Here is a 21,616-nt window from a genome sequence, read left to right on the forward strand (position 1 = left end):
GCCCCGATCCACAGGATCGGGGCCTTGTCGTCTGGCTATTACACAAGCTTGCGTAAGTGATGTCTTGTCAGCATGACTTACCGACCGGTGAAGTTATTACGCACCAGGTCGACCACGTCATCCATGCGGCCATTGAGCACCGCCTTGGCGGAGTAGAGCGCGGTGGAGGCGACCTGGCCGGCTTCCACATGCGGCGGCATCACCAGCTCCATACGATTGACCTTGACCTCGAGCACCCCGGGGCCGTCCTGGGCCAGCAGGCTCTGCACCGCCTCATCCAGCTCGTGCTTCTCTTCGACGCGACGCCCCCACAGCCCCATGGATTGCGCCAGCAGCGAGAAGTCAGGGTTCTCGAGTTCGGTGTAGGTATCCAGGATGCCCTCGACCTTCTGCTCAAGCTCGACAAAGCCCAGCGTGCTGTTGTTGAAGATGACGATCTTGAGCGGGATCTTCTCCTGCTTGAGGGTCAGCAGGTCCCCCATCAGCATCGAGAGCCCGCCATCGCCACACATGGCGATCACCTGACGCTGCGGGTAGGCCTTCTGGATGCCGATGGCCTGAGGGTAGGCATTGGCCATGGTGCCGTGCATCAGGCTCGGCAGCGTGCGGCGCTTGCCGTTGGCCCGAATATGACGCAGGCACCACACCATCGGGCTGCCGCCATCGGCGGTGAACACGGCGTCTTCGCTGGCGTGGCGATCCAGCGCCAGTGTCAGCTCCTGCGGGTGAATCAGACGCTCATCATCGGAGGTGACGGCGGCATCGTCACGCGCCTCGAGATACTTCTTGCGGCAGCTGTCGAGCCAGGCGCTGTCATCACGAGGGTCGACGCGGGTCAGCAGCGCCGCGCAGGTGTCCTTGACGCTACCGACGACCCCGAGATCCACCGGGTGGCGGATACCGATCTTGCCGGGGTCCAGATCGACCTGAATCACCGTCGCCTTGTCCGGATAGAACTGGGTCCAGGCGAAGCTGCAACCGAGCAGCAGCAAGGTGTCACACTCCGCGACGGCCTCGTAGCCGCCCTGCAGCCCGAATACGCCGGTCATGCCGACTTCGAGCTCATTGTCGGGCTCGATGAAGTCCTTAGCGCGCGACGTCCAGGCTATTGGCGCCTTGAGTCGCCGTGCCAGCGCAAGCACTTCCTCCTGCGCGTGCTGACAGCCGATACCGGCATAGATCGAGACCTTGCCCGGCGCATTCAGCGCCTCGGCGACGGCGGCCAGCTCCTGCTCGCCGGGGCGAATCACCGGCGCGAAGCGATGGGCACGCCACGGCAGCGAGCCCTTGGGCTTCTGGGTGAACAGATCCCCCGGCACGATCAGCACCGCGACCCCGCCTTCCGCCAGTGCCTTCTGCGCCGCAATGGCGACCATGCGGCGGGCATTCTCGGGATTGGTCAGGTACTCGCAGAACACGCTGTACTGGGAATAGAGCGCCTTCTGATCCACATCCTGCGGGAAGCCGACGCCCATCTCGCTGGTATCGATCTGCGAAGCAATGAACACCACCGGCGCACCATTGCGGTGTGATTCGATCAGACCATTCAGAAAGTGCGTGCTGCCCGGCCCGCAGGTACCGGCACAGCAGGAAAGCTCGCCACTGATGAAGGACTCGCCCCCTGCCGCGAAACCGGCCACCTCCTCATGCCGCACATGCACCCACTCCATCTCGGAGCGCCGAATGGCGTCGGTGAAGTGGTTGATGGTGTCACCCACGATGCCGTAACAACGCTTGGCGCCGGCCTCAAGCAGTGAGTCGACGATGATCTCGGAGACGGACGCTGACGAAGATGTGGTTAGTGCCATGGAGGTGCTTTCCTTTTCCGGTGAACTTTCGGGTCAGGATGAGCAATGCATTCACTCATTCGAATAAACAGTGAACAAGACCTTGGGTCCAAGCCGCGGAAAACAATGGCCAACCCCGAAACTCACGCTGGCACACGGCGTTGCGTGTTGAGGTATGAGTTTCATACCCGAGCGAGCGATACCCGAGCTGGCCCAGCGTGCTGGGTGAGAATCGCCAGGGCATGAGCACTGCCCCTTTTTCACCTCCCGACTCTTATCCCTACTCCGCTCTCTATCCCCCTCCCGCCTCTGTACGCTGGCCTGCCACCATCGGGCCAGGCGGCGCATCGACGTTATTTCCTCTGTATTTCAAGAAGTTAATGCCGGAAGATAATCAATTTACATATGAATGAAAAAATACTGAAAAATTTCACTTGCGCGATTTTACTCGCCGTCTATTTTCATTTGTGACGCGAGAAGATTCATCGAGTGCTGTATCAGCTGCAGCGCATTCACTGACGATGGATGGGGACCTTGCCAGTTCGATGAAGGCGATGTCCCAGCCCCGCTCCCATGACAACAATAAAATCTGCTCTCGATATTCCTGTCAGCTTGTCAGGTGTCTGACGAGATCTGGCGTGGAGCATCAGGGCCCCTTCCTGGAGGCACCCCAGTGACAGCAACACGCAATCCCGCAGCGGCTGAGCGCGCTGGTAGCAACAGCGTTCCGCGCTCATCCGGTCTGCTTGGCGACTACGATAAAGGGCTGTTCTGGCCCGTCCTCAGCATCTACACCCTGATCATGATCTATGCCCTGGCGGCGCCGGAGCAGACCGGTGCGGCGTTGTCCGGCATACGTGACTTCCTGATCTTCAATTTCGGCTGGAGCTTCGTGCTCGGGGTCGCCGCGACGCTGATCTTCAGCTTCTATCTGTTGCTCAGCCCCTTCGGCGGCATTCGCCTGGGGCCGGATGATTCACGCCCTGAGTTCAGCTATGTGGCGTGGATCTCGATGATCTTCAGCTGCGGGCTGGGCATCGGCTTCGTGTTCTTCAGCGTCGCCGAGCCATTGACGCACCTCTATACCTCCTCGCATGTGCAGGACCTCAATCAAGTCGGCCAGCAGGCCGGGGTATCGACCGCGATCCGCAATACCCTGATGGACTGGGGCATGAATGGCTGGGCACTGTTTGCCGTTGCCGCCTGGGCCATCGCCTTTCCTGCCTATCGCCTCGGGCAGCCGCTGACGGTCGCCACCGGTCTATATGGTCTACTGGGGGAGCGCTGCAACAGCAGTCTGTGGGGCAAGCTTGCCAACGGGCTTGGTGTGATCGGTACCATCGGCGGCAATGCCACCATGATCGGGTTGGGCGTCACCTCCATCAGCTATGCCTTGAAGGTGCTGTTCGGACTCGAGTTCGGCGCCTTCGGTCAGGCCATGGTGATGCTGGTGATCATCATCGCCTACGTGGCATCGGCGGCGACCGGCATCGAGCGCGGCATCAAGTACCTCAGCCTGCTCAACATGATCATGGCCGGCGCCATATTGCTGGCGCTGCTGGCCTTCGGCCACGCCCCGGCGCAGTACCTGCTGAACATGATCACCCAGCAGTTCGGTGACTACTTCGGCTCGGTATTCGTCAACCAGTTCTGGACCGACGCGGGCAGCTTCGAACAGCGTGAGTGGGTGGGCTGGTGGATGATCTTCTACTGGCTCTGGTACATCTCCTACATCCCCTTCTGCGGCGGTTTCATCGCACGCATTTCCCGTGGCCGCACCCTGCGCGAATTCGTGTTCGGCGTAGTGGTGGTGCCGATGCTGCTGTCGATCGTGTGGTTCAGCATCTGGGGCGGTTCGGCCGGCTATGCCGAGGTCAATCAGATCGTGCCGCTGTGGGAAAGCGTGCAGGGCAATCCGGAATCCGGCATCTACCTGTTGCTGCAGAGCATGCCCGGCGGCTGGTGGCTGTGCCTCGCGGTGCTGTTCAACATCATCGTCTTCGCCGTCACCACCTCGGATTCGGCCTCGTTCTTCTCGGCCATGCAGGTCTCCAATGGCAATGAGAATCCGAAGATCCTGATGCGCCTGCTGTGGGGCGTGATCATCGGCGTCACCGGCATCGTCTTCCAGCTCGCCGGTGGCTTCAACGCCATCAAGAGCCTGGCGATCGTGGTCGGCGCGCCCTTCTTCCTCGTCAGCATCGCTTACATGTTCTCGGTCTATCGCATGCTCAAGGCGACCCATGAACAACCCGCGACGGCCATGCAGCCGGCCCCTCAGGTAAAGCCTATGCCTGCCGAAGCCGCTGAGCCGGAAGCCCCCAGCACTGTGACGCCCACCACGCCAGCTAGCACGCCCAGTACCTCGCCAAGTACCACGGCTACGCCACCCGCCCTCCCGGGGTCGGGAAGCCAGCCCATCCCGGGCGCGACCTGAGCGGCATGACGGGCACACGTCGACTCGAGCAGGCAAGCCACCCGAGCGCAACGCTCACGAACCGACACCGCCATTGATCGCCAATGACAACGATCGCCAACAACAAGACGGATGGTGACCCACGATGACTGTCAAGCAGCCTTACAACCCTCACTACGACCCTCTCAAGGACAGCTCCCCGGGCGAAGGGGTGGATTATGCGCCGAGCTACTGGCGCTACCACGCAGGGCCGCCGCCCGAGGATGATGGCCCGGTCACTGACGACATGGAGGCCGACGTGGTGCTGATCGGCGCCGGCTTCACCGGCCTTGCCACCGCGATGTTCCTGGCGCGTGAGCATGGCATCAAGGCAGTGGTGCTGGAGGCCAATCAGATCGGCTGGGGCTGCACCAGCCGCAATGGCGGCCAGGGCCATCTAGCCTGGGGGCGCCTGAGCCGCAGCCAGTGGGTCAGGAAATGGGGCGTCGACATGGCGCGCCAGCTGCACGCCAATAGCCTGGAGGGATTCGAGGTCTTCAAGTCCCTGACCCAGGACCCGGAGGTGGACTGCGAGCCTCAGCCACTGGGCAATCTGCTGATCGCCCATAGCCCTCAGGCCATGCAGCATCTCGAGGCCGAATCACGTCTGTGCAACAACATCCTCGGCTACCGGACCCGAACGCTGGACCGCGCGTCAGTGCATCGTGACTTCATGGGCGATCAGGAGAGTCACGGCGCGATGCTCGAGCCTGAAGGCATCGCGGTACAGCCGCTCAAGCTGGCCTACAGCTACGCGCGTATCGCGCGCCGCCACGGCGCCCGAATCCACACCAGCAGTCCGGTGCAGCACTGGACGACCGAGAGCGGTATCCACTATCTGCAGACACCGGGCGGCACGGTCAAGGCGCGCGCGGTGGGCATCGCCACGGCGGGCTATACCAGCCCCAATCTTCACTCGCTGACCGCCTATCGCAACATGCCGATCATGGCCAACTCGGTGTGGACGCGCACGCTGACCGACGATGAGATCGAGGCCTGCGGCCTGCATTCCACCATCTTCGCCACGGACACCCGCAAGCTGCGCCACTACTACCGACTGCTGCCCGAGAAGCGCCTGCAGATCGGGACGCGCAGCGCCATCAGTGGCGCGGACGCGCAGAACGCCCGACATCTGGATGTGGTGCATGAGGCCATCGCGCGCAAGTTCCCGGCGCTGGCCGGCATCGAGACGCCGTGGTTCTCGCATGGCTGGATGGATATCTCCCACGACATGATGCCGCGCATCGTGCAGCCAGACCCCAAGCAGCAGATCTTCTACTCCCAGGGTTACAGCGGCAACGGCGTGTCGTTCTCGGCTTATGCTTCCAAGCAGCTGGCCGCGCTGATCGCCGGGCAGTCGTTGCCGGAGGTCCATCTGCCGATCTTCAACTCGCCGCTACCCGCCCATCCGCTCAGGCCGATCCGGCGCATGGGCCAGCACCTGCTCTACAAGTATTTCCAGATGCTGGACAAGGTGAGCTGAGTCACGCGCCGCGCGAGTTCCGCCACTGATCGCCTCTTATCACTTCCTGCCATCACTTCCCGACACGCCGCGGCGCACTCCAATTCCGTCGCGGCACCTCCCACTGACATGCCTCTTGCGGCATGCAAGCATCAGAGAGACGCACCATGAATCGTGAACAGATGACCGCCATGTTCGATGCCTTCAATCGCCACGCCATCGATGAGGTCATGGAGTACTTCGCCGACGATGTGGTCTTCGACACCGTGTCCGGCGATGAGGCGCACGGCACGCGTATCGTCGGTAAAGCCGCCGTGCGCGACGCCTTCGTGAATACCTGGACGACCATGCCCGATGTGCAGTGGGCCAAGGGCGAGTTCTTCTTCGCCGATCAGCGCATCGTCTCCGAATGCACTTTCATGGCGACCCAGCCCGATGGCCTGCGTGTCGAGGCCGACAGCGTGGATCTCTTCACCATCGAGAAGGGCAAGATCACCCGCAAACAGGCCTTCCGCAAACAGCGACCGGCCTTTACGCCAGCCGCGTGATTTTCACGCGCAGCTCAGACGCAAAAGGCCAGTCGTGATGACTGGCCTTTTGCGTCTCAAGCCCTATCTCTGAGGTTCCTATCTCAAGAGTCTCTATCTCAAGTCCCTTATCAATACCCGCCAGCCCCCTATCAATCTCCGCCTCGACACGACGATTTGATAACGACATAGGCTTATCTCTCGACGCCACATGCTGATAATCTTGCTGATGAAAACCGCTGCATGCTTTTCATCCATATGAAACGCCACTCATTGACCGCCAGCGCCCATAGCCAAGAGGAAACCGGATGACCACGGACACAGGCTCCTCACAGGCATCAACCGGCAGCACGCTCAGCAATGCAGAACAGGAAGACCGCCGTATCGGCAGGCAGCTGCGCGACCTGCGCAAGTCCCGCCAGCTGACCCTCAGCCAACTGGCGGAACGCGTTGGCAAATCCGTCGGCTATCTCAGTCAGGTGGAACGCGGCGTCTCTTCGCTGCCCATCGGGGTATTGCAGACGCTGAGTGACGCCCTCGACGTGCGCGTCAGCTGGTTCTTCCAGCCTGGCGGCAGTGATTCGGCGGCCGAGCAGGAAACCATCGTGCGCGCGGATCAGCGCCGCGCCATGAACCTCGGTGCCATCGGCGCGCGGGAAGAATTGCTCTCCCCTCGCCTGAGCGGTCAGCTCATCCTGATCATGACCCGTCTTCAGCCCGGTGGCAGCGGCGGCGAGACGCCGCGTCAGCGGCGCGGTGAGGAAGCGGGCTATGTGGAAAGTGGCCAGCTGGAGCTGACCCTCGGCGAGCAGGTCTTTCTGCTCAATCCGGGCGATAGCTTCTCGCTGACCGGAGAAGAACCCCACTGGATTCGCAACCCCGGCGAGACCGAGACCCGCATCGTCTGGGTGATGACGGGCGTAGAATACTGAGGCAGCGCGTTCAGCATGCCCCGCTCTGTTTCATGGCCCTCTTGGTTCATACCGCTCGTGATTCATCTCCCCTCTCAATGGGGCATCTTGTCGCGCGTGGTGTAATAGACGCTGTCGATATGCGAGAGCATGGCGCGTTCAGCAGCATCCGGGTCACCGGCACGTAGTGCCTCGACGATACGCACATGCTCTTCATAGCTGCGCTTGATCGAGCCGTGTTCGGCCATAACCTGGCGGCGAATGTTGAGCGCGTAGGTATAAAGCTCATCGGCATAGCGGATCAGGATCTCGTTGCGCGAGTATTCGGCGATGACGTGATGGAAGTTCTGGTCCGAGAGCTGGAAGTTCACCGGCGAGTCGAAGTGCTGCGACTGAGCCTCCAGCAAGGCGTCGAGCTTCTTGAGCCCTACCTCATCGATATGTCGCGCGGCGCGGCGGGCGATGGCCGATTCCACCACGATCCGGCTCTCGAAGACGCTCTCGATATCCAGGTTGTTGAGCTCATCGCCCTGCTGACGCGCGGGATGATTGCGGAAGCTGTCGATCACGGCCTCACTGGCACAGACCCGTGACTTGCTACCGTGCGAAACATTCAAGAGGCCATAGCCCGTCAACAGCGCCAGCCCACCGCGCACCGTCTCACGACTCACTTCAAACAACTGCGCCAGTTCACGCTCGCTGGGCAGCTCGTCTCCATCGCGCAGCAGCCCCGTCAGGATCATCTCGATGAGCTTGTCGGCGAGAATTTCCTTCTTGGTCTGATTCTTCAGCGCTTTCTCGAAGGCGAAAGGCGTCTGCTTCATGCAGCCTCCACTGGTATAGATTTCATACCAGCATAACCGACAACCGCATATCACGCACACACAAACCGACCATGGTCGCAATTTTCGAGAAAACCTTGACCGATCAGCGTGGCCTCGGCTAATTTTTATCTCAACTGGTCTGGTAAACCAACCAGCAGACCATAAAGTGCGAATTGATTGAAGAAACCAACAAAACGCCAACTCTCACAAGGCTGGAATTCACATGTCCGCAACACGCCCTGTCATTGCCCTCACCCTTGGTGACCCCGCCGGTATCGGCCCGGAGCTGATCGCATGCCTGGTCGCGGAACCCGAGCAGTTCGCCGAGACCCACAGCGTGCTGGTCGGCGATCAGTGGCTGTGGGAACAGGGCCAGCGCCAGGCCGGCCTCTTCACCCAGCTGCCGCGCGTCGCAAGCTTCGCCGAGGCCCGCGAGCATGAAGGCCTGTCATTGATGCTGGTGGAAAGCGTAGCGCAGCAGGATGTGACGCTGGCCGAGGAAAGCGCCGCCTGTGGCGCCTCGACCCTCGCGGTGCTGTCTCGCTGCCTGGAGGCGGCCCAGAACGAGGAAGTCGACGCCATCTGCTTCGCGCCGCTCAACAAGCTGTCGATGAAGAAAGGCGGTCTGGGGCATGAGGACGAGCTGCACTTCTTCGCCGAGAAACTGGGAGTCGAGGGCTATTTCTGCGAATTCAACACCCTGGGGACGCTGTGGACCTCGCGCATCTCCTCGCACATTCCGCTCAAGGACGCCGCCGAGTACGTCACCCAGGAGCGCATCATCGCCGCCAGCCAGCTGATTCATGACTCGCTGAAACTGGCTGGCTTCGAGCGCCCGCGCATCGCCGTGGCCGCCTTCAATCCCCACGGTGGCGAAGGTGGCACCTGTGGCCGCGAGGAAATCGACGTCATCGCGCCGGCCGTCACGCGCTGCAATGAACAGGGCTACCCGGTCGAAGGCCCCTTCCCGGCTGACACCATCTTCCTCAAGGCGCGCGATGGCGAGTACGACGCCATCGTGACCATGTACCACGACCAGGGGCAGATCGCGATCAAGCTGCTGGGCTTCAAGTCCGGCGTCACCGTCCAGGGCGGCCTGCCGATTCCCATCACCACGCCGGCCCACGGCACCGCCTTCGATATCGCCGGTCAGGGCAAGGCAGACGTCAACCCGACCCGCAATGCCTTCGCGATCGCCAAGCGCATGGGCACCAACCTGCGTGCGCTGCGCCTCGAGACCGCTTCTGCCTGATGCGCTTGCGCCTCTCGCTCATGAACCTGAATCAACGCCATCCACAACAAGGATAATTCGATGAAGATCACCAACGTCAGAACCCGCGTCTTCGAATGGAAAGGCCACACCGTGCCCCCGACCGCCCACTTCTGCTCCAACGCCATGGACGAGCTGTGGGACAAGGGTGACTCGATGGGCACCTTCCGCTTCCACGGCTGGACGGTAGTGGAGATCGAGACCGACAACGGCCTGGTCGGGCTGGGCAACGTGGCGCTGGCGCCGCGCATCGCCAAGGCGATCATCGATCAGTACCTCACGCCGCTGATCATCGGTCAGGACCCCTTCGACTACGAATACCTGTGGCAGCGCATGTACCGCTCCACCCACGCCTGGGGCCGCAAGGGCATCGGCATGGCCGCCATTTCCGGCGTGGATATCGCCATCTGGGACATCATGGGCAAGGCAGTCGGCAAGCCGGTCTTCAAGCTGCTGGGCGGGCGCACCAAGGACAAGATCCCCTGCTACGCCTCCAAGCTCTACCGCACCGACCTCAAGGGCATGCAGGAAGAGGCCCAGTCCTATCTGGATCAAGGCTTCACCGCCATGAAGATGCGCTTCGGCTACGGTCCGCGTGACGGCGTCGAGGGCGTGCGTGCCAACCTCGATAGCGTCGCCGCCGTGCGCGAAGTCATCGGCGAGGATGTCGACCTGATGCTCGAATGCTACATGGGCTGGAACCTGGACTACGCCAAGCGCATGTTGCCGAAGCTCGAGCGCTTCCAGCCGCGCTGGCTGGAAGAGCCGGTGATCGCCGATGACATCGATGGTTACGCTGAACTCAATCAGCTGACCAGCATTCCCATCTCCGGTGGCGAGCACGAATTCACCCATTACGGCTTCCGCCAGCTGCTGGAAAAGCGTGCCGTCTCCGTCATCCAGTACGACACCAACCGGGTCGGTGGCATCACCGCGGCGCGCAAGATCAATGCGCTGGCCGAATCCTTCAGCGTGCCGGTCATCCCGCACGCCGGCCAGATGCACAACTACCACCTGACCATGGCCTCACTGGCCTCACCGATGAGCGAGTACTTCCCGGTGCACGATGTCGAGATCGGCAACGAGCTCTTCTACTACATCTTCAAGGGTGACCCGGAGCCGGTGAACGGCTTCATCGACCTCGACGAAGAGACCCCGGGGCTGGGCCTCGAGCTGAACAGCGACTACTTCGATCAGTTCAACATCATCGAGTGAGGAAGCCATCATGAGACTCGTCCAACTTCGTACCGCCAATGGCCCGCGGGTCGCCGTGGTCGAAAGCCGCGACCAGCTGCGCCTGCTCGACTTTCCCGGCGGCACCTATGAGCTGGCCTCTCGCGCCATCGAGCTGGGCATCGGGCTCAGCGCGCTGATCGAACATCACTACTCGCACACCCTGGTCGACTACAAGCAGGCGATCGATCGCCGCGAACTGCTGCCGCCGGTCACCCACCCCGACCGCGCGCGCTGCACCGTCACCGGCACCGGCCTGACCCATCTGGGCAGCGCCGATACTCGCGACGCCATGCATGCCGCCGCCCAGGCACAGAGCGAGAATGACGCCAATGTCACCGACTCGATGCGCATGTTCCGCCTGGGGCTCGAGGGCGGCAAGCCCGCCGCAGACCAGGTCGGCGCGCAGCCGGAATGGTTCTACAAGGGTGACGGCAGCATCGTGGTCGCGCCGGAAACCGCGATCAGCGTACCGGCCTTCGCCGAGGATGCCGGCGAAGAGCCCGAACTGGTCGGCCTGTACGTGAACGATGCCAACGGTCAGCCGCATCGCATCGGCTACGCGGTAGGCAACGAGTTCTCCGACCACATCACCGAGCGCGCCAACTACCTGTGGCTGGCCCACTCCAAGCTGCGCGCCTGCAGCTACGGCCCTGAACTGCTGATCGGCGAGCTGCCCCAGCACCTGGAAGGCACTAGCCGCATCACCCGCGACGGTCAGACCCTGTGGGAGAAACCCTTCCTGACCGGTGAGGCCAACATGGCCCATAGCCTGGCCAACCTGGAGCATCACCACTTCAAGTACGCCCAGTTCCGCGCGCCCGGTGACCTGCATGTGCACTTCTTTGGCACCGCCACCCTGAGCTTCGCCGATCAGATCAAGGTGCAGGAAGGCGATCGCTTCGAGATCGAACTGCCCGCCTTCGGGCGTGCACTGCGCAATCCCGTCGCGTTCGAGACCCATGCCAACAACGCTGAGCAGCCATCCGCCATGGCGGTGCTGTGAGCACGCTTGATCAGCACGAGCCATAGAGGAGGGATCAGGGCCTGGAGGGTTTCGCCACCACCCGGCCCTGACCCCGTCAGCACCAGTAACAGCAACAGCAACAGCACCGGCGTCAATAACGCCTGTACGCACCAGAAGCATCACGACAATAACGAGAAAAGGGCTTCGCCATGACCATCACGACCCGCCATACCGCCGCCTCATTCATCACCGCCGCTCTTGCCGGTCTGCTGCTGGCAGGCCCCGCACACGCCGCCACCTCGCTGACCTTCGCCCATGCGCATCCAGTTACCGACTCACAACACCTGGCCGCCGAACGCTTCGCCGAACGTCTGGCAGAACGCAGTGACGGTGAACTGACCATCAAGATCTTCCCCAACGGTCAGCTGGGCAATGACCAAGCCATGATCTCGGGCGTGCGCAGCGGCACCATCGATATCGAGCTCTCAGGCAACCCCTACTTCAGTGGGCTGGTCGGCGAGCTCAATGTGCTCGACCTGCCCTTCCTGTTCGACACCCGTGAGCAGGCCTATCAGGTGCTGGATGGCGATATCGGCCAGGAGCTGCTGACCGCCATGCAGCCGCAACAGATCGAAGGACTGGCCTTCTGGGAAATCGGCTTTCGCAACCTCACCAACTCGCGACGTGCGGTCGAGAACGCCGATGACGTCAGCGGCCTGACCCTGCGCACCACCCCGAATCCGGCGCATATCGCCGCCTTCCAGGCTCTCGGTGCCAATCCGACCCCGATGCCCTTCGCAGAGCTCTATACCGCGCTGGAAACCCGCACCGTGGATGGCCAGGAGAATCCGGTCAGCCTGATCCGCTCCGCCAACCTCTATTCCGTGCAGGAGCACCTGTCGCTCACCGCACACGCCTACACCGCCGCCCCCTTGATCATGAACAAGCAGACGTTCGACAGCCTCGCGCCCGAACTGCAGACCCTGATCAAGGAAGAAGCTCAGGAAGCGGCCCGCTATCAGCGTCAGCTCAATCATGACAATGAGCAGGGCGATCTGGCCTTCCTCGAGGAGCAAGGCATGCAGGTCGTGCGTGAGCCTGATACCGCCAGCATGCGTGCCAAGGTCGCCGAGCCGGTACGCGCCGAGTTCACTGCTAAGCACGGCAGCGAGCTGCTGGATCGCATCGACACCGCCCTCGCGCGCTGATCACGCTCGCCTGACTCGCCCATTCAAGGAGGCACGCCATGCTCTCTGACTCACTCCAATTTCCGGTAATACCTGCGTCTCTGGCGGAACTGGACGAGCAGCGCGCACGTTATCTGACCACCCGCCAGGAGGAAGATATGCCGATCATCGATGCCCACATGCATGTCTGGGACCCGACGCAGAACTACCACCCCTGGCTGTGTGATGAGCCGATGATTCCCTTCCGCTACGGCGACTACTCCGCGATCCGTCGCCCTTACCTCCCCGCCGAGCATCTCCAGGCGGCGGGCGAGGCGCATCGGTTGCTGGGGTGTGTCTACATGGAGGCGGAATGGGTGCGGGGCGATGCGCTTAAGGAAGTGCGCTGGATCGAGGAGACTGCCCGCGAAAGCGGCTGGCCCAACGCCATGATCGGCCAGGTCTGGCTGGATCAGGATGACATCGGCGAGCAGCTCGAGAGGCTTTGCATGTCAGGTATGGTCAAGGGCGTCCGTCACAAGCCGGCCGCACTGGAGCGTCACGATCCGAGACTGGCCACCCACGCCTTGCCCGGCTCGCTACGCTGCCCGCGCTATCAGTATGGCGTCAGTGAAGTCGCGCGTCGTGGCCTGATCTTCGAGCTGCAGGTGCCCTGGTGGCACCTCGAGGAACTGCTGCCCTTGCTGAAACGCCACCCGGACATGCCGGTAGTGATCAACCACGCCGGTGTCCCCGGTGATCGTCATCCCGACACCCTACGTGAATGGTCGCGGGCCCTCGACAAAGTCGCTGCCTGGCCGCAGGTGATGATCAAGTTCTCAGGCCTCGGTCTCGCGGGCAAGCCCTGGCGACTGGAAGACAACCGCGAGATCTTCGAGATTGTCCTGCGTCATTTCGGGGTTCATCGCGTGATGTTCGCCAGCAACTTCCCGGTCGATGGGCTGGTGGCCTCACTCGATACGCTCTGGCAAGCCTTCAAGGACTTGAGCCGCAGCTTGAGCCCCGAACACCGCCTCAAGCTGTTCTGCGACAACGCCGTGCGCCGCTACTCGCTAGACACCAGCGCCTAGCGCACGGTCGTTAGCACATGACCCTCAACACTATCCGCCTCCATGACAACAAGCTCTACAACACAGTCCCCATAACAACAAACTGCAAGGAATTCGCCATGCTTACCCGCCACTCCCTGTCAGGCAACGCCCTGATCAAGACAGCCTCTGCCCTGGGGCTGGGCCTGATGCTGAGTTTCACCACCGCCGCCCACGCCGAGATCACCGCACGCATGGGTACCAGTCTGCCGGACTCCCACCCACAGACACTGGGTGCCAAGAAATCCGCAGAGCTCGTCGAGGAGAAATCGCAAGGCGAGATCACCGTCAAGGTGTTCTCCAACGGCATCCTGGGCAACGACGTCAACATGACCTCGATGCTGCAGTCCGGGACTCTGGATTTCACCGTACCGTCCACCGCGACCCTCAGCAGTCTCAATCCTGACTTCAACATCGTCAGCCTGCCCTTCCAGTTCGATGACAGTGCACATGCGGACGCGGTGCTGGATGGCGAGGCCGGCCGAGCCCTGCTCGCAAGCCTCGATGACAAGCAGCTGGTGGCACTCGAGTACTGGGAAAACGGCTTCCGTCACATGACCAACAGCCGCCGCCCCATCGAGACGCTCGAGGACATCGAAGGCCTCAAGATTCGCACCATGCAGAACGCGCTCTACATCGACCTCTTCAATGGGCTGGGTGCCAACGCCGTGCCCATGTCGGTCAATGAGCTGTTCACGGCCATGGAGACCCGCACGGTGGATGGCCAGGAAAATCCCTACACCGTGATCGACGCCAAGCGCTTCTTCGAGGTCCAGAAGTACCTCTCGCGCACCGCGCATGCCTATGACGCCCTGGTGCTGGTCGCCTCGTCAGGCTTCATGCAGTCACTCGATGAGGCGCAGCGCCAGCTGGTCCGCGAGGCCGCCCGAGAAGCCACGCTCTATCAGCGCGAACAGAGTCGCGCCCTGAACGAGGAGCTGCTGAGTGCCCTTGAGAAGAAGATGGCCGTCAACGTGGTCGCGGACAGTGAGCGCCAGCGCATGCGTGAGGCCCTGGCACCGGTGATCGAGCAGCACACCCAGGCGCTTGACGCAGACGTGGTGACGCAGTTCCAGACTGCCCTGGCCGACGCGCGCTGAACACTTTCATCAGCGCCTGTCATCAGAGCCTGTGTCATCTGTCCCTGACATCAGTCCCAGCCACCGACACGCGGCAGCGCGGCCGCTGGCGCCGCGCAGGAAAAGACAGCTCCGCAGGACACGGCCGCCCCCTCGAGCATTGCCGTCGGCATCACGGCGCTGTTCAAGGGACTCGAGAAGACCCTGACCCTGCTGATGGTGCTGGCGCTGGTGGCGATGATCGTACTGGTGTTCGTCAATGTGGTGCTGCGCTACGGCTTCAACAGCGGCATCTCGATCAGTGTCGAGCTGTCCCGCTTCCTGTTCGTGTGGGTCACCTTCATGGGCGCGGTCACGGCGCTGATCCGCCAGGAGCACCTGAGCGTCAATACCTTCGCCGACAAGCTGCCAGCGGCCATGCGCGCCGGGCTGGATCGGCTGGTGACCCTGGCGATGCTCGGCTGCTGTCTGATGCTGCTCAAGGGCAGCTATGCCCAGACGGTGCTCAACTGGAGCAACCTCTCTCCCATCAGCGGCATTCCGGTCGGCGTCTTCTATCTCGCCGGCCTGATGGCGGGCGTGCTGATGTCACTGATTCTGCTCTGGCGTCTGCTGACGCCGCTGGCACTGTATGCTGTCACGCCGCGCGTCGCGCCGAGCCACGCCTCTGATTCGCAAGGAGATACGCCATGACCATCGGGCTCTTCCTCGGCTCCCTGCTGGCCGCCATCGGCCTGAGCCTCCCCATCGCCTTCGCCCTGCTGGTCAGTGCCATCGTGCTGATGCTGCATCTGGATCTGTTCAACTCGCAGATCCTGGCCCAGAACCTGGTCAATGGCGCCGACAGCTACACCCTGCTGGCCATTCCCTTCTTCCTCACCGCCGGCGAAGTGATGTCGCGCGGCGGGCTTTCCCAGCGCATCGTCACGCTGGCGATGTCACTGGTGGGCCACCGCAAGGGCGGGCTCGGCTTCGTCGCCATCTTCGCCGCCATCGTCATGGCCAGCCTGTCCGGTTCTGCCGTCGCCGATACCGCAGCGCTGGCCAGCATGCTGCTGCCGATGATGCGCAAGGCCGGCTACCCGCTCGGCCGCTCCTCCGGCCTGATGGCCGCCGGCGGGATCATCGCGCCGATCATCCCGCCCTCCATTCCGCTGATCATCATCGGGGTCGCCGGTGGCATCTCCATCGGCAAGCTGTTCCTCGCCGGCATCGTGCCGGGGCTGATCATGGGCGTGACCCTGGTGGTGATGTGGCTGTTCATGACCCGCAAGGAAGATCTGGTGGTCACGAAGAAGGCCAGCGGGCGTGAACGCCTCAAGGCACTCAAGGACAGCTTCTGGGCCATCATGCTGCCGGCCATCATCATCGGCGGCATCAAGAGCGGCATCTTCACCCCGACCGAGGCCGGTGTGGTCGCGGCGGTCTACGCCATCTTCGTCGCCACCGTGGTCTACCGCGAACTCGACCTCAGCCAGCTCTACGCCGTGCTCGCCCAGGCCGCCCGCAGCACCGCCATCGTGATGTTCCTGGTGGCTGCCGCGATGGTCGCCTCCTGGCTGATCAGCATCGCCCAGCTGCCGCTGATGGTCGCCGGTCTGCTGCAGCCGCTGGCCGATGATCCGCGCATCCTGATGCTCGCCATCATGGGCATCGTGCTGGTAGTCGGCATGGTGATGGACCTGACCCCGACCATTCTGGTGCTCACGCCGATCCTGATGCCCATCGTCAAGCTGGCCGGTATCGACCCCGTCTACTTCGGGATCATGTTCGTCCTCAACTGCGCCATCGGCCTGATCACCCCGCCGGTCGGCAACGTGCTCAACGTGATCACCAGCGTCGGCAACCTCAAGTTCGAGAAGGCGGTCAGTGGCGTCGCGCCCTTCGCCCTCGCCTATGTGGTGATCCTACTGCTGTTCGTGGCCTTCCCGCAGATCATCACCGTTCCCCTGTACTGGATGACCGACTGACCCGCAGTTCTGCAGGTCGCCAGCGCCACTCACGACAACCGAGCCATTCACGACAACAGCGCCACTCACGACAACAACGACAAGAGAGCCTTTCCATGACGCCCATGCTCAAGACCTCCCTCGCCAGCCTGATTCTCCTTGCGCCAATGAGCGCCGCGCATGCAGCCACCGTGCTCAAGCTGGCCCACGCGGCCCCGACCACCGATACCCAGCAACAGGCGGCCGAGCGCTTCGCCGAGCTGGTCAAGGAAGGCACGGATGGCGAGATCACCGTCAACATCTTCGGCAACGGCGTGCTCGGCGGTGACCAGCAGATGATCGCCGGCGTACGCAGCGGCACCATCGATATCGAGCTGTCCGGCAACCCCAACTTCGCGGGCCTGCAGCCGGCGCTGGGCGCCTTCGATCTGCCCTACATCTTCCCGGACCACAAGACGGCCTATCAGGTGCTGGACGGCAAGGTCGGCGACGATGCCCTGGCACTGCTCAAGCAGGACAACCTCAAGGGCCTGGCCTTCTGGGAGGTCGGCTTCCGCGCGATGACCAACTCCAAGCACCCGATCAAGACACCCGCGGATGTCGATGGCCTGGTGATGCGCACCAACTCCAACAAGTCTCTGATCGAGGCCTTCTCCCTGCTCGGCGCGAACCCGGTACCGATGCCGCTGGGTGAGCTCTATACCGCGATGGAGACCGGCACGGTCAATGCGCAGGACCACCCGATCAGCATCGTCTGGTCGGCAGGCTTCTACGAAGTGCAGGACTACCTGTCGCTGACCAACCAGGCCTATACCTCGCTGTTGATGGTGATGAACGACGACACCTTCGAGAGCCTGTCACCGGAGTATCAGCAGGTGCTGGTGAGCGCAGCACGCGAGGCGGGTGATTATCAGCGCGAACTGAACGCGAAGAACGAGCAGAAGATTCTCACTGAACTGGCCGCCAAGGGCATGAAGATCGAGACCGACGTCGATACCGCCGCCTTCCAGCAGGTCGTGCTACCCACCTGGGACAGCTATATAGCCGCCAATGGCCGTGACTGGATCGATGCCATTCAGGTCGCCAGTCAGGCCGGTGCCGATGTCGCGACCAACGCCCAGCCGCAAGGCACGCAGAAGACCACGGCCGCCGTGACTCAGTAACGCACAAGCGCTTTTTCGTTTTCCCTATCTGTCACTCCAGCGAGGGCATAAGCCCTCGACATACAGGCCCTAACAAACAGGCCCTCGCTGATTGGAGAAATGTCATGTCCCGAGATGTTCTGCTGCTCAACCAGAAATGCGCGCATACGCTGAGCCTTTACGATGCCACCAGCGGCGAGGAGCTCAATCACCTGCGCCTGCCGGACTACCCACATGAGTTCGTGGTGGATTCCACCGGCCGCTACGCCTTTGTGGGCCACTACGGCATCCTCGGCGCCGACTGTATTGGCGATCAGGGCGGCTGCTCGGTGTTCGTGGTCGATCTCGAGACCTTCACGCTGGTCAACACGCTCAGCACCTGGCCCTACTACCGCATCCATGGGCTGGGCATCGATGAGCAAGATCGTCTGTATGCGATGAGCGAAGGCCACAACACCCTCTTGCTGTTCAACACGCCCCTGACCCAGACCACACCAGACCTGGCCGTGTCCTCCGGTGGCTACAAGACCCACCTGTTCGCGCTCACCCAGGTAGGCGACTGGGCCTACGGCATCAACCTGCTCAGCAACACCATCACCAAGTTCAAGCCGCACGATGCCACCTTCGCGCCCATCGCGATGATTCCGGGCCGCAAGCCGGAAGGCAACAGCCTGTCCGCCGATGGCCGCACCCTGTTCATCAGCAACCGCGATGACGACAGCATCGTGGCGGTGGATACTGAATCGATGACCGTGCGCGCCTCGGCGACCACCGGTCGTGACCCCAATCGCATCTACCGTGACCCCAGGGGCCGCCTGATCACCACCAACTACGGCGAAAGCTCGCTATCGCTGTTCGATGAGGCGATGGCACCGCTGGGCACCATCCAGCTTGAGGCGATTCCCATCGCGATGAGCTTCCATCCGGATGGCGAGCAGGCCTTCGTCTCGCTCAAGGGGGATCGCATCGCGGTGCTGGATCTGGAGAGCGGCCAGGTACGCCGAAGCTTCGCGACGCGCGCCGAACCGGACGTGTCTTGCTTGCTGGTGCGTGACCACTGAGTCAGTGGGCACTTGATACTTCTTGCCAGGACACGAGCCAGTCATGACGTATAACCCAATACAGCGCGAACCTTCACAAAGCCAGCCGCTGATCGATGCCCACCATCATCTCTGGGCGCTGGATGGCCAAGTGGCGTATCCCTGGCTGGAGGACTCGCCGGTGGAGAACTTCTTTCTCGGCGATTACGCCGCGATCCGCCAGCCCTTTCAGGTCGCGGATCTCAAGCGTCTGGTGCCTGCGGGCTATCGCCTGGTCGGCAGCGTGCATTGCGAAGCCGAAGCGTCACGCCCACAGGCTGAGAAAGAGACGCGCTGGATTACCGAGCAGAACGTAACCGAGGGCCTGCCAAGTGCGCATGTCGGTTGGGCGGCTTTCGGCACTGAGGCGTGCGCCGCACAGCTTGACGCGCATTGTGACTCAGCGCTGTTTCGTGGCGTGCGTGCCAAGCCGGTCACCGCCGCCACGCCTCAGACCCGCCAGTCGGTGACGGGAACCAGCGGCAGTCTGCAGGACCCACGCTGGTGCGAGGGGCTGGCGCTGCTTCAGGCGCGTGACCTGAGCTGGGACCTGCGCGTGCCCGCCTGGCACCTCGAAGAGGCGGCCACGACGCTTCAGGACTACCCCGGCTTGCGCGTCATTCTCAATCACAGCGGCCTGCCGTGGGATCGCACGCCGGAAGGCCTCGCCCAGTGGCGAGCAGGCATGCGGGCGCTTTCTGAGAACCCGAATGTCGCCGTCAAGCTCTCGGAGCTGGGCACGCCCTGGCATGCCTGGGATGCCAGCGCCAATCACGAGCTGCTCTGCGAGGTACTGGACATCTTCGGCCCCCGTCGTTGCCTGTTCGCCAGCAACTTCCCGGTCTCCGGACTCAAGGTCAGCTATGGCGACTGGCTATCGCTGGTGACGGGTGCCATCGCGCAGACGGCGTCTCACGACCAACGCCAGATCGCGTTCGACCAGGTTCTGCACGACAACGCCATTCACTGGTATCGGCTGCCGATTGCCGCTATCACCCACGATGCCAGACCCACCCAACATGCCAGACAGGAGGCACCATGACACTCAACGGCCATCAGCTCATCGGACAGCGAAGCTTTGCCGCCAAGGGCGAGGCGATCCACGCCATCAATCCGGCCACCGGAGAGCGCCTGGCGCCCGGCTACCCGGGGGCGAATGCAGGGGATGTGGAAGACGCTTGCCGACTGGCAGGCCAGGCCTTTGATGCCTATCGCGCCACGACGCCCGAAGAAAGAGCCCTCTTCCTCGAGACCATCGCCGAGGAGATCGAGGCACTCGGCGAGACCCTGACCCAGCGCGGAATGCAGGAGACCGGGCTGCCTGAGGCACGCCTGAACGGTGAACGCGGTCGCACCTGCGGACAGCTCAAGCTGTTCGCCAAGGTGCTGCGTCGCGGTGAGTGGCAGGATGTGCGCGTCGACCCTGCACTACCGGAGCGCACTCCCCTGCCGCGTGCCGATCTGCGCCAGCGTCAGATCCCGCTTGGCCCGGTCGCCGTCTTCGGGGCCAGCAACTTCCCACTGGCCTTCTCGGTGGCCGGCGGCGATACCGCCTCAGCACTCGCTGCAGGCTGTCCGGTCGTGGTCAAGGGACACTCGGCCCACCCGGGCACCTCGGAACTGGTCGGTCAGGCCGTCGCTCACGCCGCCAGGCGTTGTCAGATGCCGGAAGGCGTCTTCTCATTGCTGTTCGGCCCAGGCAATGAGGTCGGTCAGGCACTGGTCAAGCATCCCGAGATACAGGCGGTCGGCTTTACCGGCTCGCGCAGTGGTGGCACCGCCCTGCTGACGCTCGCCCAATCGCGTCCGCAGCCGATTCCAGTCTACGCCGAGATGAGCAGCATCAATCCGGTCATCCTGATGCCGGCTGCCTTGGAAGCCCGCGCCGAATTGCTGGGTGAGGCCTTCGTCGGCTCGCTCAACATGGGCGCCGGGCAGTTCTGCACCAACCCGGGGCTGGTACTGGCAGTGAAAGGCGCAGCGCTGGAACGCTTCAAGCAGGCGGCCATCCCTGCCATCCAGGCAAGCCCGGTACAGACCATGCTGACACCCGGCATCCACAAGGCCTATGCCCAAGGCGTCGCGAGCCTGTCCAACCAGCCAGGCATCACCTGTCTGGCCAGCGGTGAAAGCGACTCCCCCATCGCCAGCCCGTGTCAGACACAGCTGTTCAGCACCCAGGCGAGTGACTTTCTTGCCAATGAGGCAATGCAGGCGGAAGTCTTCGGCTCCAGCTCGTTGATCGTCGAATGCGAGGATCTCGCTCAGCTCAAGCAGGTCTGCAGTGCACTCGAAGGCCAACTGACCGCCACGCTGCATCTCGATGAAGCAGATCACACCGCGGCCTTCCACTTGCTACCAGTGCTGGAGCGTCGTGCTGGCCGCATCCTCGTCAATGGCTGGCCAACAGGGGTTGAAGTCTGTGACGCCATGGTGCACGGCGGCCCCTGGCCCGCCACCTCCGACAGCCGCACCACCTCGGTGGGCACCGCCGCGATTCACCGCTTCCTGCGCCCGGTCTGCTATCAGGACCTGCCGGATGCCCTGCTCCCGCCGGAGCTCAAGCACGACGCGCCCTCCGACATCAGCCGACTGGTGGATGGGGTGCGGGAGGAGTGATACCTCGCCATTGAACAAGGTGTAGTGCAGTCCACAT

At 62.7% G+C, this 21,616-nt stretch carries 18 protein-coding genes; 16 read left to right on the forward strand and 2 right to left on the reverse strand.

Going from position 1 to position 21,616, the window contains the following annotated elements:
* Positions 1-77 precede the first annotated feature (77 nt).
* Positions 78-1,808, reverse strand: coding sequence for a thiamine pyrophosphate-dependent enzyme (locus AOG28_RS08800; protein ID WP_054556154.1), 1,731 nt, complete (start codon positions 1,806-1,808; stop codon positions 78-80).
* Positions 1,809-2,460: 652 nt separating this feature from the next.
* On the opposite strand from AOG28_RS08800, the gene AOG28_RS08805 reads away from it, so the two are divergent.
* The 4 genes from AOG28_RS08805 (at position 2,461) to AOG28_RS08825 (ending at position 7,163) form a co-directional block, all read left to right on the forward strand.
* On the forward strand, positions 2,461-4,224 hold the full coding sequence (locus tag AOG28_RS08805; protein WP_054556155.1) for a BCCT family transporter: 1,764 nt from the start codon (positions 2,461-2,463) through the stop codon (positions 4,222-4,224).
* Positions 4,225-4,348: 124 nt separating this feature from the next.
* The gene (locus AOG28_RS08810) at positions 4,349-5,725 is read left to right on the forward strand and encodes an NAD(P)/FAD-dependent oxidoreductase (protein ID WP_054556156.1); all 1,377 of its coding nucleotides are present in this window, start codon (positions 4,349-4,351) and stop codon (positions 5,723-5,725) included.
* Positions 5,726-5,871: 146 nt separating this feature from the next.
* Positions 5,872-6,252, forward strand: a complete 381-nt coding sequence (locus AOG28_RS08815) for a nuclear transport factor 2 family protein (protein WP_152965388.1) — start codon at positions 5,872-5,874, stop codon at positions 6,250-6,252.
* Positions 6,253-6,539: 287 nt separating this feature from the next.
* Positions 6,540-7,163, forward strand: a complete 624-nt coding sequence (locus AOG28_RS08825; RefSeq protein ID WP_054556159.1) for a helix-turn-helix domain-containing protein — start codon at positions 6,540-6,542, stop codon at positions 7,161-7,163.
* Positions 7,164-7,237: 74 nt separating this feature from the next.
* Here AOG28_RS08825 and AOG28_RS08830 read toward each other — a convergent pair whose 3' ends face one another.
* The gene (locus AOG28_RS08830; protein WP_054556160.1) at positions 7,238-7,966 is read right to left on the reverse strand and encodes a FadR/GntR family transcriptional regulator; all 729 of its coding nucleotides are present in this window, start codon (positions 7,964-7,966) and stop codon (positions 7,238-7,240) included.
* Between the two features lie 223 nt (positions 7,967-8,189).
* On the opposite strand from AOG28_RS08830, the gene AOG28_RS08835 reads away from it, so the two are divergent.
* The 12 genes from AOG28_RS08835 (at position 8,190) to AOG28_RS08890 (ending at position 21,579) form a co-directional block, all read left to right on the forward strand.
* Complete coding sequence (locus tag AOG28_RS08835) at positions 8,190-9,218, forward strand: 4-hydroxythreonine-4-phosphate dehydrogenase PdxA (protein WP_054556161.1); 1,029 nt, start codon at positions 8,190-8,192, stop codon at positions 9,216-9,218.
* Positions 9,219-9,278: 60 nt separating this feature from the next.
* Positions 9,279-10,451: an L-rhamnonate dehydratase gene (locus tag AOG28_RS08840; RefSeq protein WP_054556162.1), complete on the forward strand. Its 1,173-nt coding sequence runs from the start codon at positions 9,279-9,281 to the stop codon at positions 10,449-10,451.
* A 10-nt stretch (positions 10,452-10,461) separates the two neighbouring features.
* A complete protein-coding gene (gene araD1, locus AOG28_RS08845) occupies positions 10,462-11,475 on the forward strand; it encodes an AraD1 family protein (RefSeq protein WP_054556163.1) in 1,014 nt (337 codons plus the stop codon).
* A gap of 170 nt (positions 11,476-11,645) precedes the next feature.
* The gene (locus AOG28_RS08850) at positions 11,646-12,644 is read left to right on the forward strand and encodes a TRAP transporter substrate-binding protein (RefSeq protein WP_054556164.1); all 999 of its coding nucleotides are present in this window, start codon (positions 11,646-11,648) and stop codon (positions 12,642-12,644) included.
* 38 nt (positions 12,645-12,682) lie between these two features.
* On the forward strand, positions 12,683-13,693 hold the full coding sequence (locus AOG28_RS08855; RefSeq protein WP_054556165.1) for an amidohydrolase family protein: 1,011 nt from the start codon (positions 12,683-12,685) through the stop codon (positions 13,691-13,693).
* 98 nt (positions 13,694-13,791) lie between these two features.
* Positions 13,792-14,811, forward strand: a complete 1,020-nt coding sequence (locus AOG28_RS08860) for a TRAP transporter substrate-binding protein (protein ID WP_054556166.1) — start codon at positions 13,792-13,794, stop codon at positions 14,809-14,811.
* A gap of 195 nt (positions 14,812-15,006) precedes the next feature.
* Positions 15,007-15,483 carry a TRAP transporter small permease gene (locus AOG28_RS08865; RefSeq protein ID WP_054556167.1) on the forward strand — a complete coding sequence of 159 codons (477 nt, stop codon included), beginning with the start codon at positions 15,007-15,009 and terminating at the stop codon, positions 15,481-15,483.
* On the forward strand, positions 15,480-16,760 hold the full coding sequence (locus AOG28_RS08870; protein ID WP_054556168.1) for a TRAP transporter large permease subunit: 1,281 nt from the start codon (positions 15,480-15,482) through the stop codon (positions 16,758-16,760). Before AOG28_RS08865 ends, AOG28_RS08870 begins: the two co-directional genes overlap by 4 nt.
* Positions 16,761-16,855: 95 nt before the next feature.
* On the forward strand, positions 16,856-17,902 hold the full coding sequence (locus AOG28_RS08875) for a DctP family TRAP transporter solute-binding subunit (RefSeq protein ID WP_082388593.1): 1,047 nt from the start codon (positions 16,856-16,858) through the stop codon (positions 17,900-17,902).
* A gap of 104 nt (positions 17,903-18,006) precedes the next feature.
* A complete protein-coding gene (locus AOG28_RS08880) occupies positions 18,007-18,942 on the forward strand; it encodes a YncE family protein (protein ID WP_054556169.1) in 936 nt (311 codons plus the stop codon).
* 43 nt (positions 18,943-18,985) lie between these two features.
* On the forward strand, positions 18,986-20,002 hold the full coding sequence (locus AOG28_RS08885; RefSeq protein WP_054556170.1) for an amidohydrolase family protein: 1,017 nt from the start codon (positions 18,986-18,988) through the stop codon (positions 20,000-20,002).
* Positions 19,999-21,579 carry an aldehyde dehydrogenase (NADP(+)) gene (locus AOG28_RS08890; protein ID WP_054556171.1) on the forward strand — a complete coding sequence of 527 codons (1,581 nt, stop codon included), beginning with the start codon at positions 19,999-20,001 and terminating at the stop codon, positions 21,577-21,579. Before AOG28_RS08885 ends, AOG28_RS08890 begins: the two co-directional genes overlap by 4 nt.
* Positions 21,580-21,616 lie beyond the last annotated feature (37 nt).

This window comes from Cobetia sp. UCD-24C, assembly GCF_001306765.1.
GTDB classification, from domain to species: domain Bacteria; phylum Pseudomonadota; class Gammaproteobacteria; order Pseudomonadales; family Halomonadaceae; genus Cobetia; species Cobetia amphilecti.

Coding starts and splice junctions, on each gene's coding strand:
- araD1 (WP_054556163.1), top strand. CDS start 10,462: ATGAGACTCGTCCAACTTCGTACCGCCAATGGCCCGCGGGTCGCCGTG.
- AOG28_RS08810 (WP_054556156.1), top strand. CDS start 4,349: ATGACTGTCAAGCAGCCTTACAACCCTCACTACGACCCTCTCAAGGAC.
- AOG28_RS08870 (WP_054556168.1), top strand. CDS start 15,480: ATGACCATCGGGCTCTTCCTCGGCTCCCTGCTGGCCGCCATCGGCCTG.
- AOG28_RS08860 (WP_054556166.1), top strand. CDS start 13,792: ATGCTTACCCGCCACTCCCTGTCAGGCAACGCCCTGATCAAGACAGCC.
- AOG28_RS08880 (WP_054556169.1), top strand. CDS start 18,007: ATGTCCCGAGATGTTCTGCTGCTCAACCAGAAATGCGCGCATACGCTG.
- AOG28_RS08830 (WP_054556160.1), bottom strand. CDS start 7,966: ATGAAGCAGACGCCTTTCGCCTTCGAGAAAGCGCTGAAGAATCAGACC.
- AOG28_RS08800 (WP_054556154.1), bottom strand. CDS start 1,808: ATGGCACTAACCACATCTTCGTCAGCGTCCGTCTCCGAGATCATCGTC.
- AOG28_RS08855 (WP_054556165.1), top strand. CDS start 12,683: ATGCTCTCTGACTCACTCCAATTTCCGGTAATACCTGCGTCTCTGGCG.
- AOG28_RS08850 (WP_054556164.1), top strand. CDS start 11,646: ATGACCATCACGACCCGCCATACCGCCGCCTCATTCATCACCGCCGCT.
- AOG28_RS08835 (WP_054556161.1), top strand. CDS start 8,190: ATGTCCGCAACACGCCCTGTCATTGCCCTCACCCTTGGTGACCCCGCC.
- AOG28_RS08885 (WP_054556170.1), top strand. CDS start 18,986: ATGACGTATAACCCAATACAGCGCGAACCTTCACAAAGCCAGCCGCTG.
- AOG28_RS08875 (WP_082388593.1), top strand. CDS start 16,856: ATGACGCCCATGCTCAAGACCTCCCTCGCCAGCCTGATTCTCCTTGCG.
- AOG28_RS08815 (WP_152965388.1), top strand. CDS start 5,872: ATGAATCGTGAACAGATGACCGCCATGTTCGATGCCTTCAATCGCCAC.
- AOG28_RS08825 (WP_054556159.1), top strand. CDS start 6,540: ATGACCACGGACACAGGCTCCTCACAGGCATCAACCGGCAGCACGCTC.
- AOG28_RS08890 (WP_054556171.1), top strand. CDS start 19,999: ATGACACTCAACGGCCATCAGCTCATCGGACAGCGAAGCTTTGCCGCC.
- AOG28_RS08865 (WP_054556167.1), top strand. CDS start 15,007: ATGGTGCTGGCGCTGGTGGCGATGATCGTACTGGTGTTCGTCAATGTG.
- AOG28_RS08840 (WP_054556162.1), top strand. CDS start 9,279: ATGAAGATCACCAACGTCAGAACCCGCGTCTTCGAATGGAAAGGCCAC.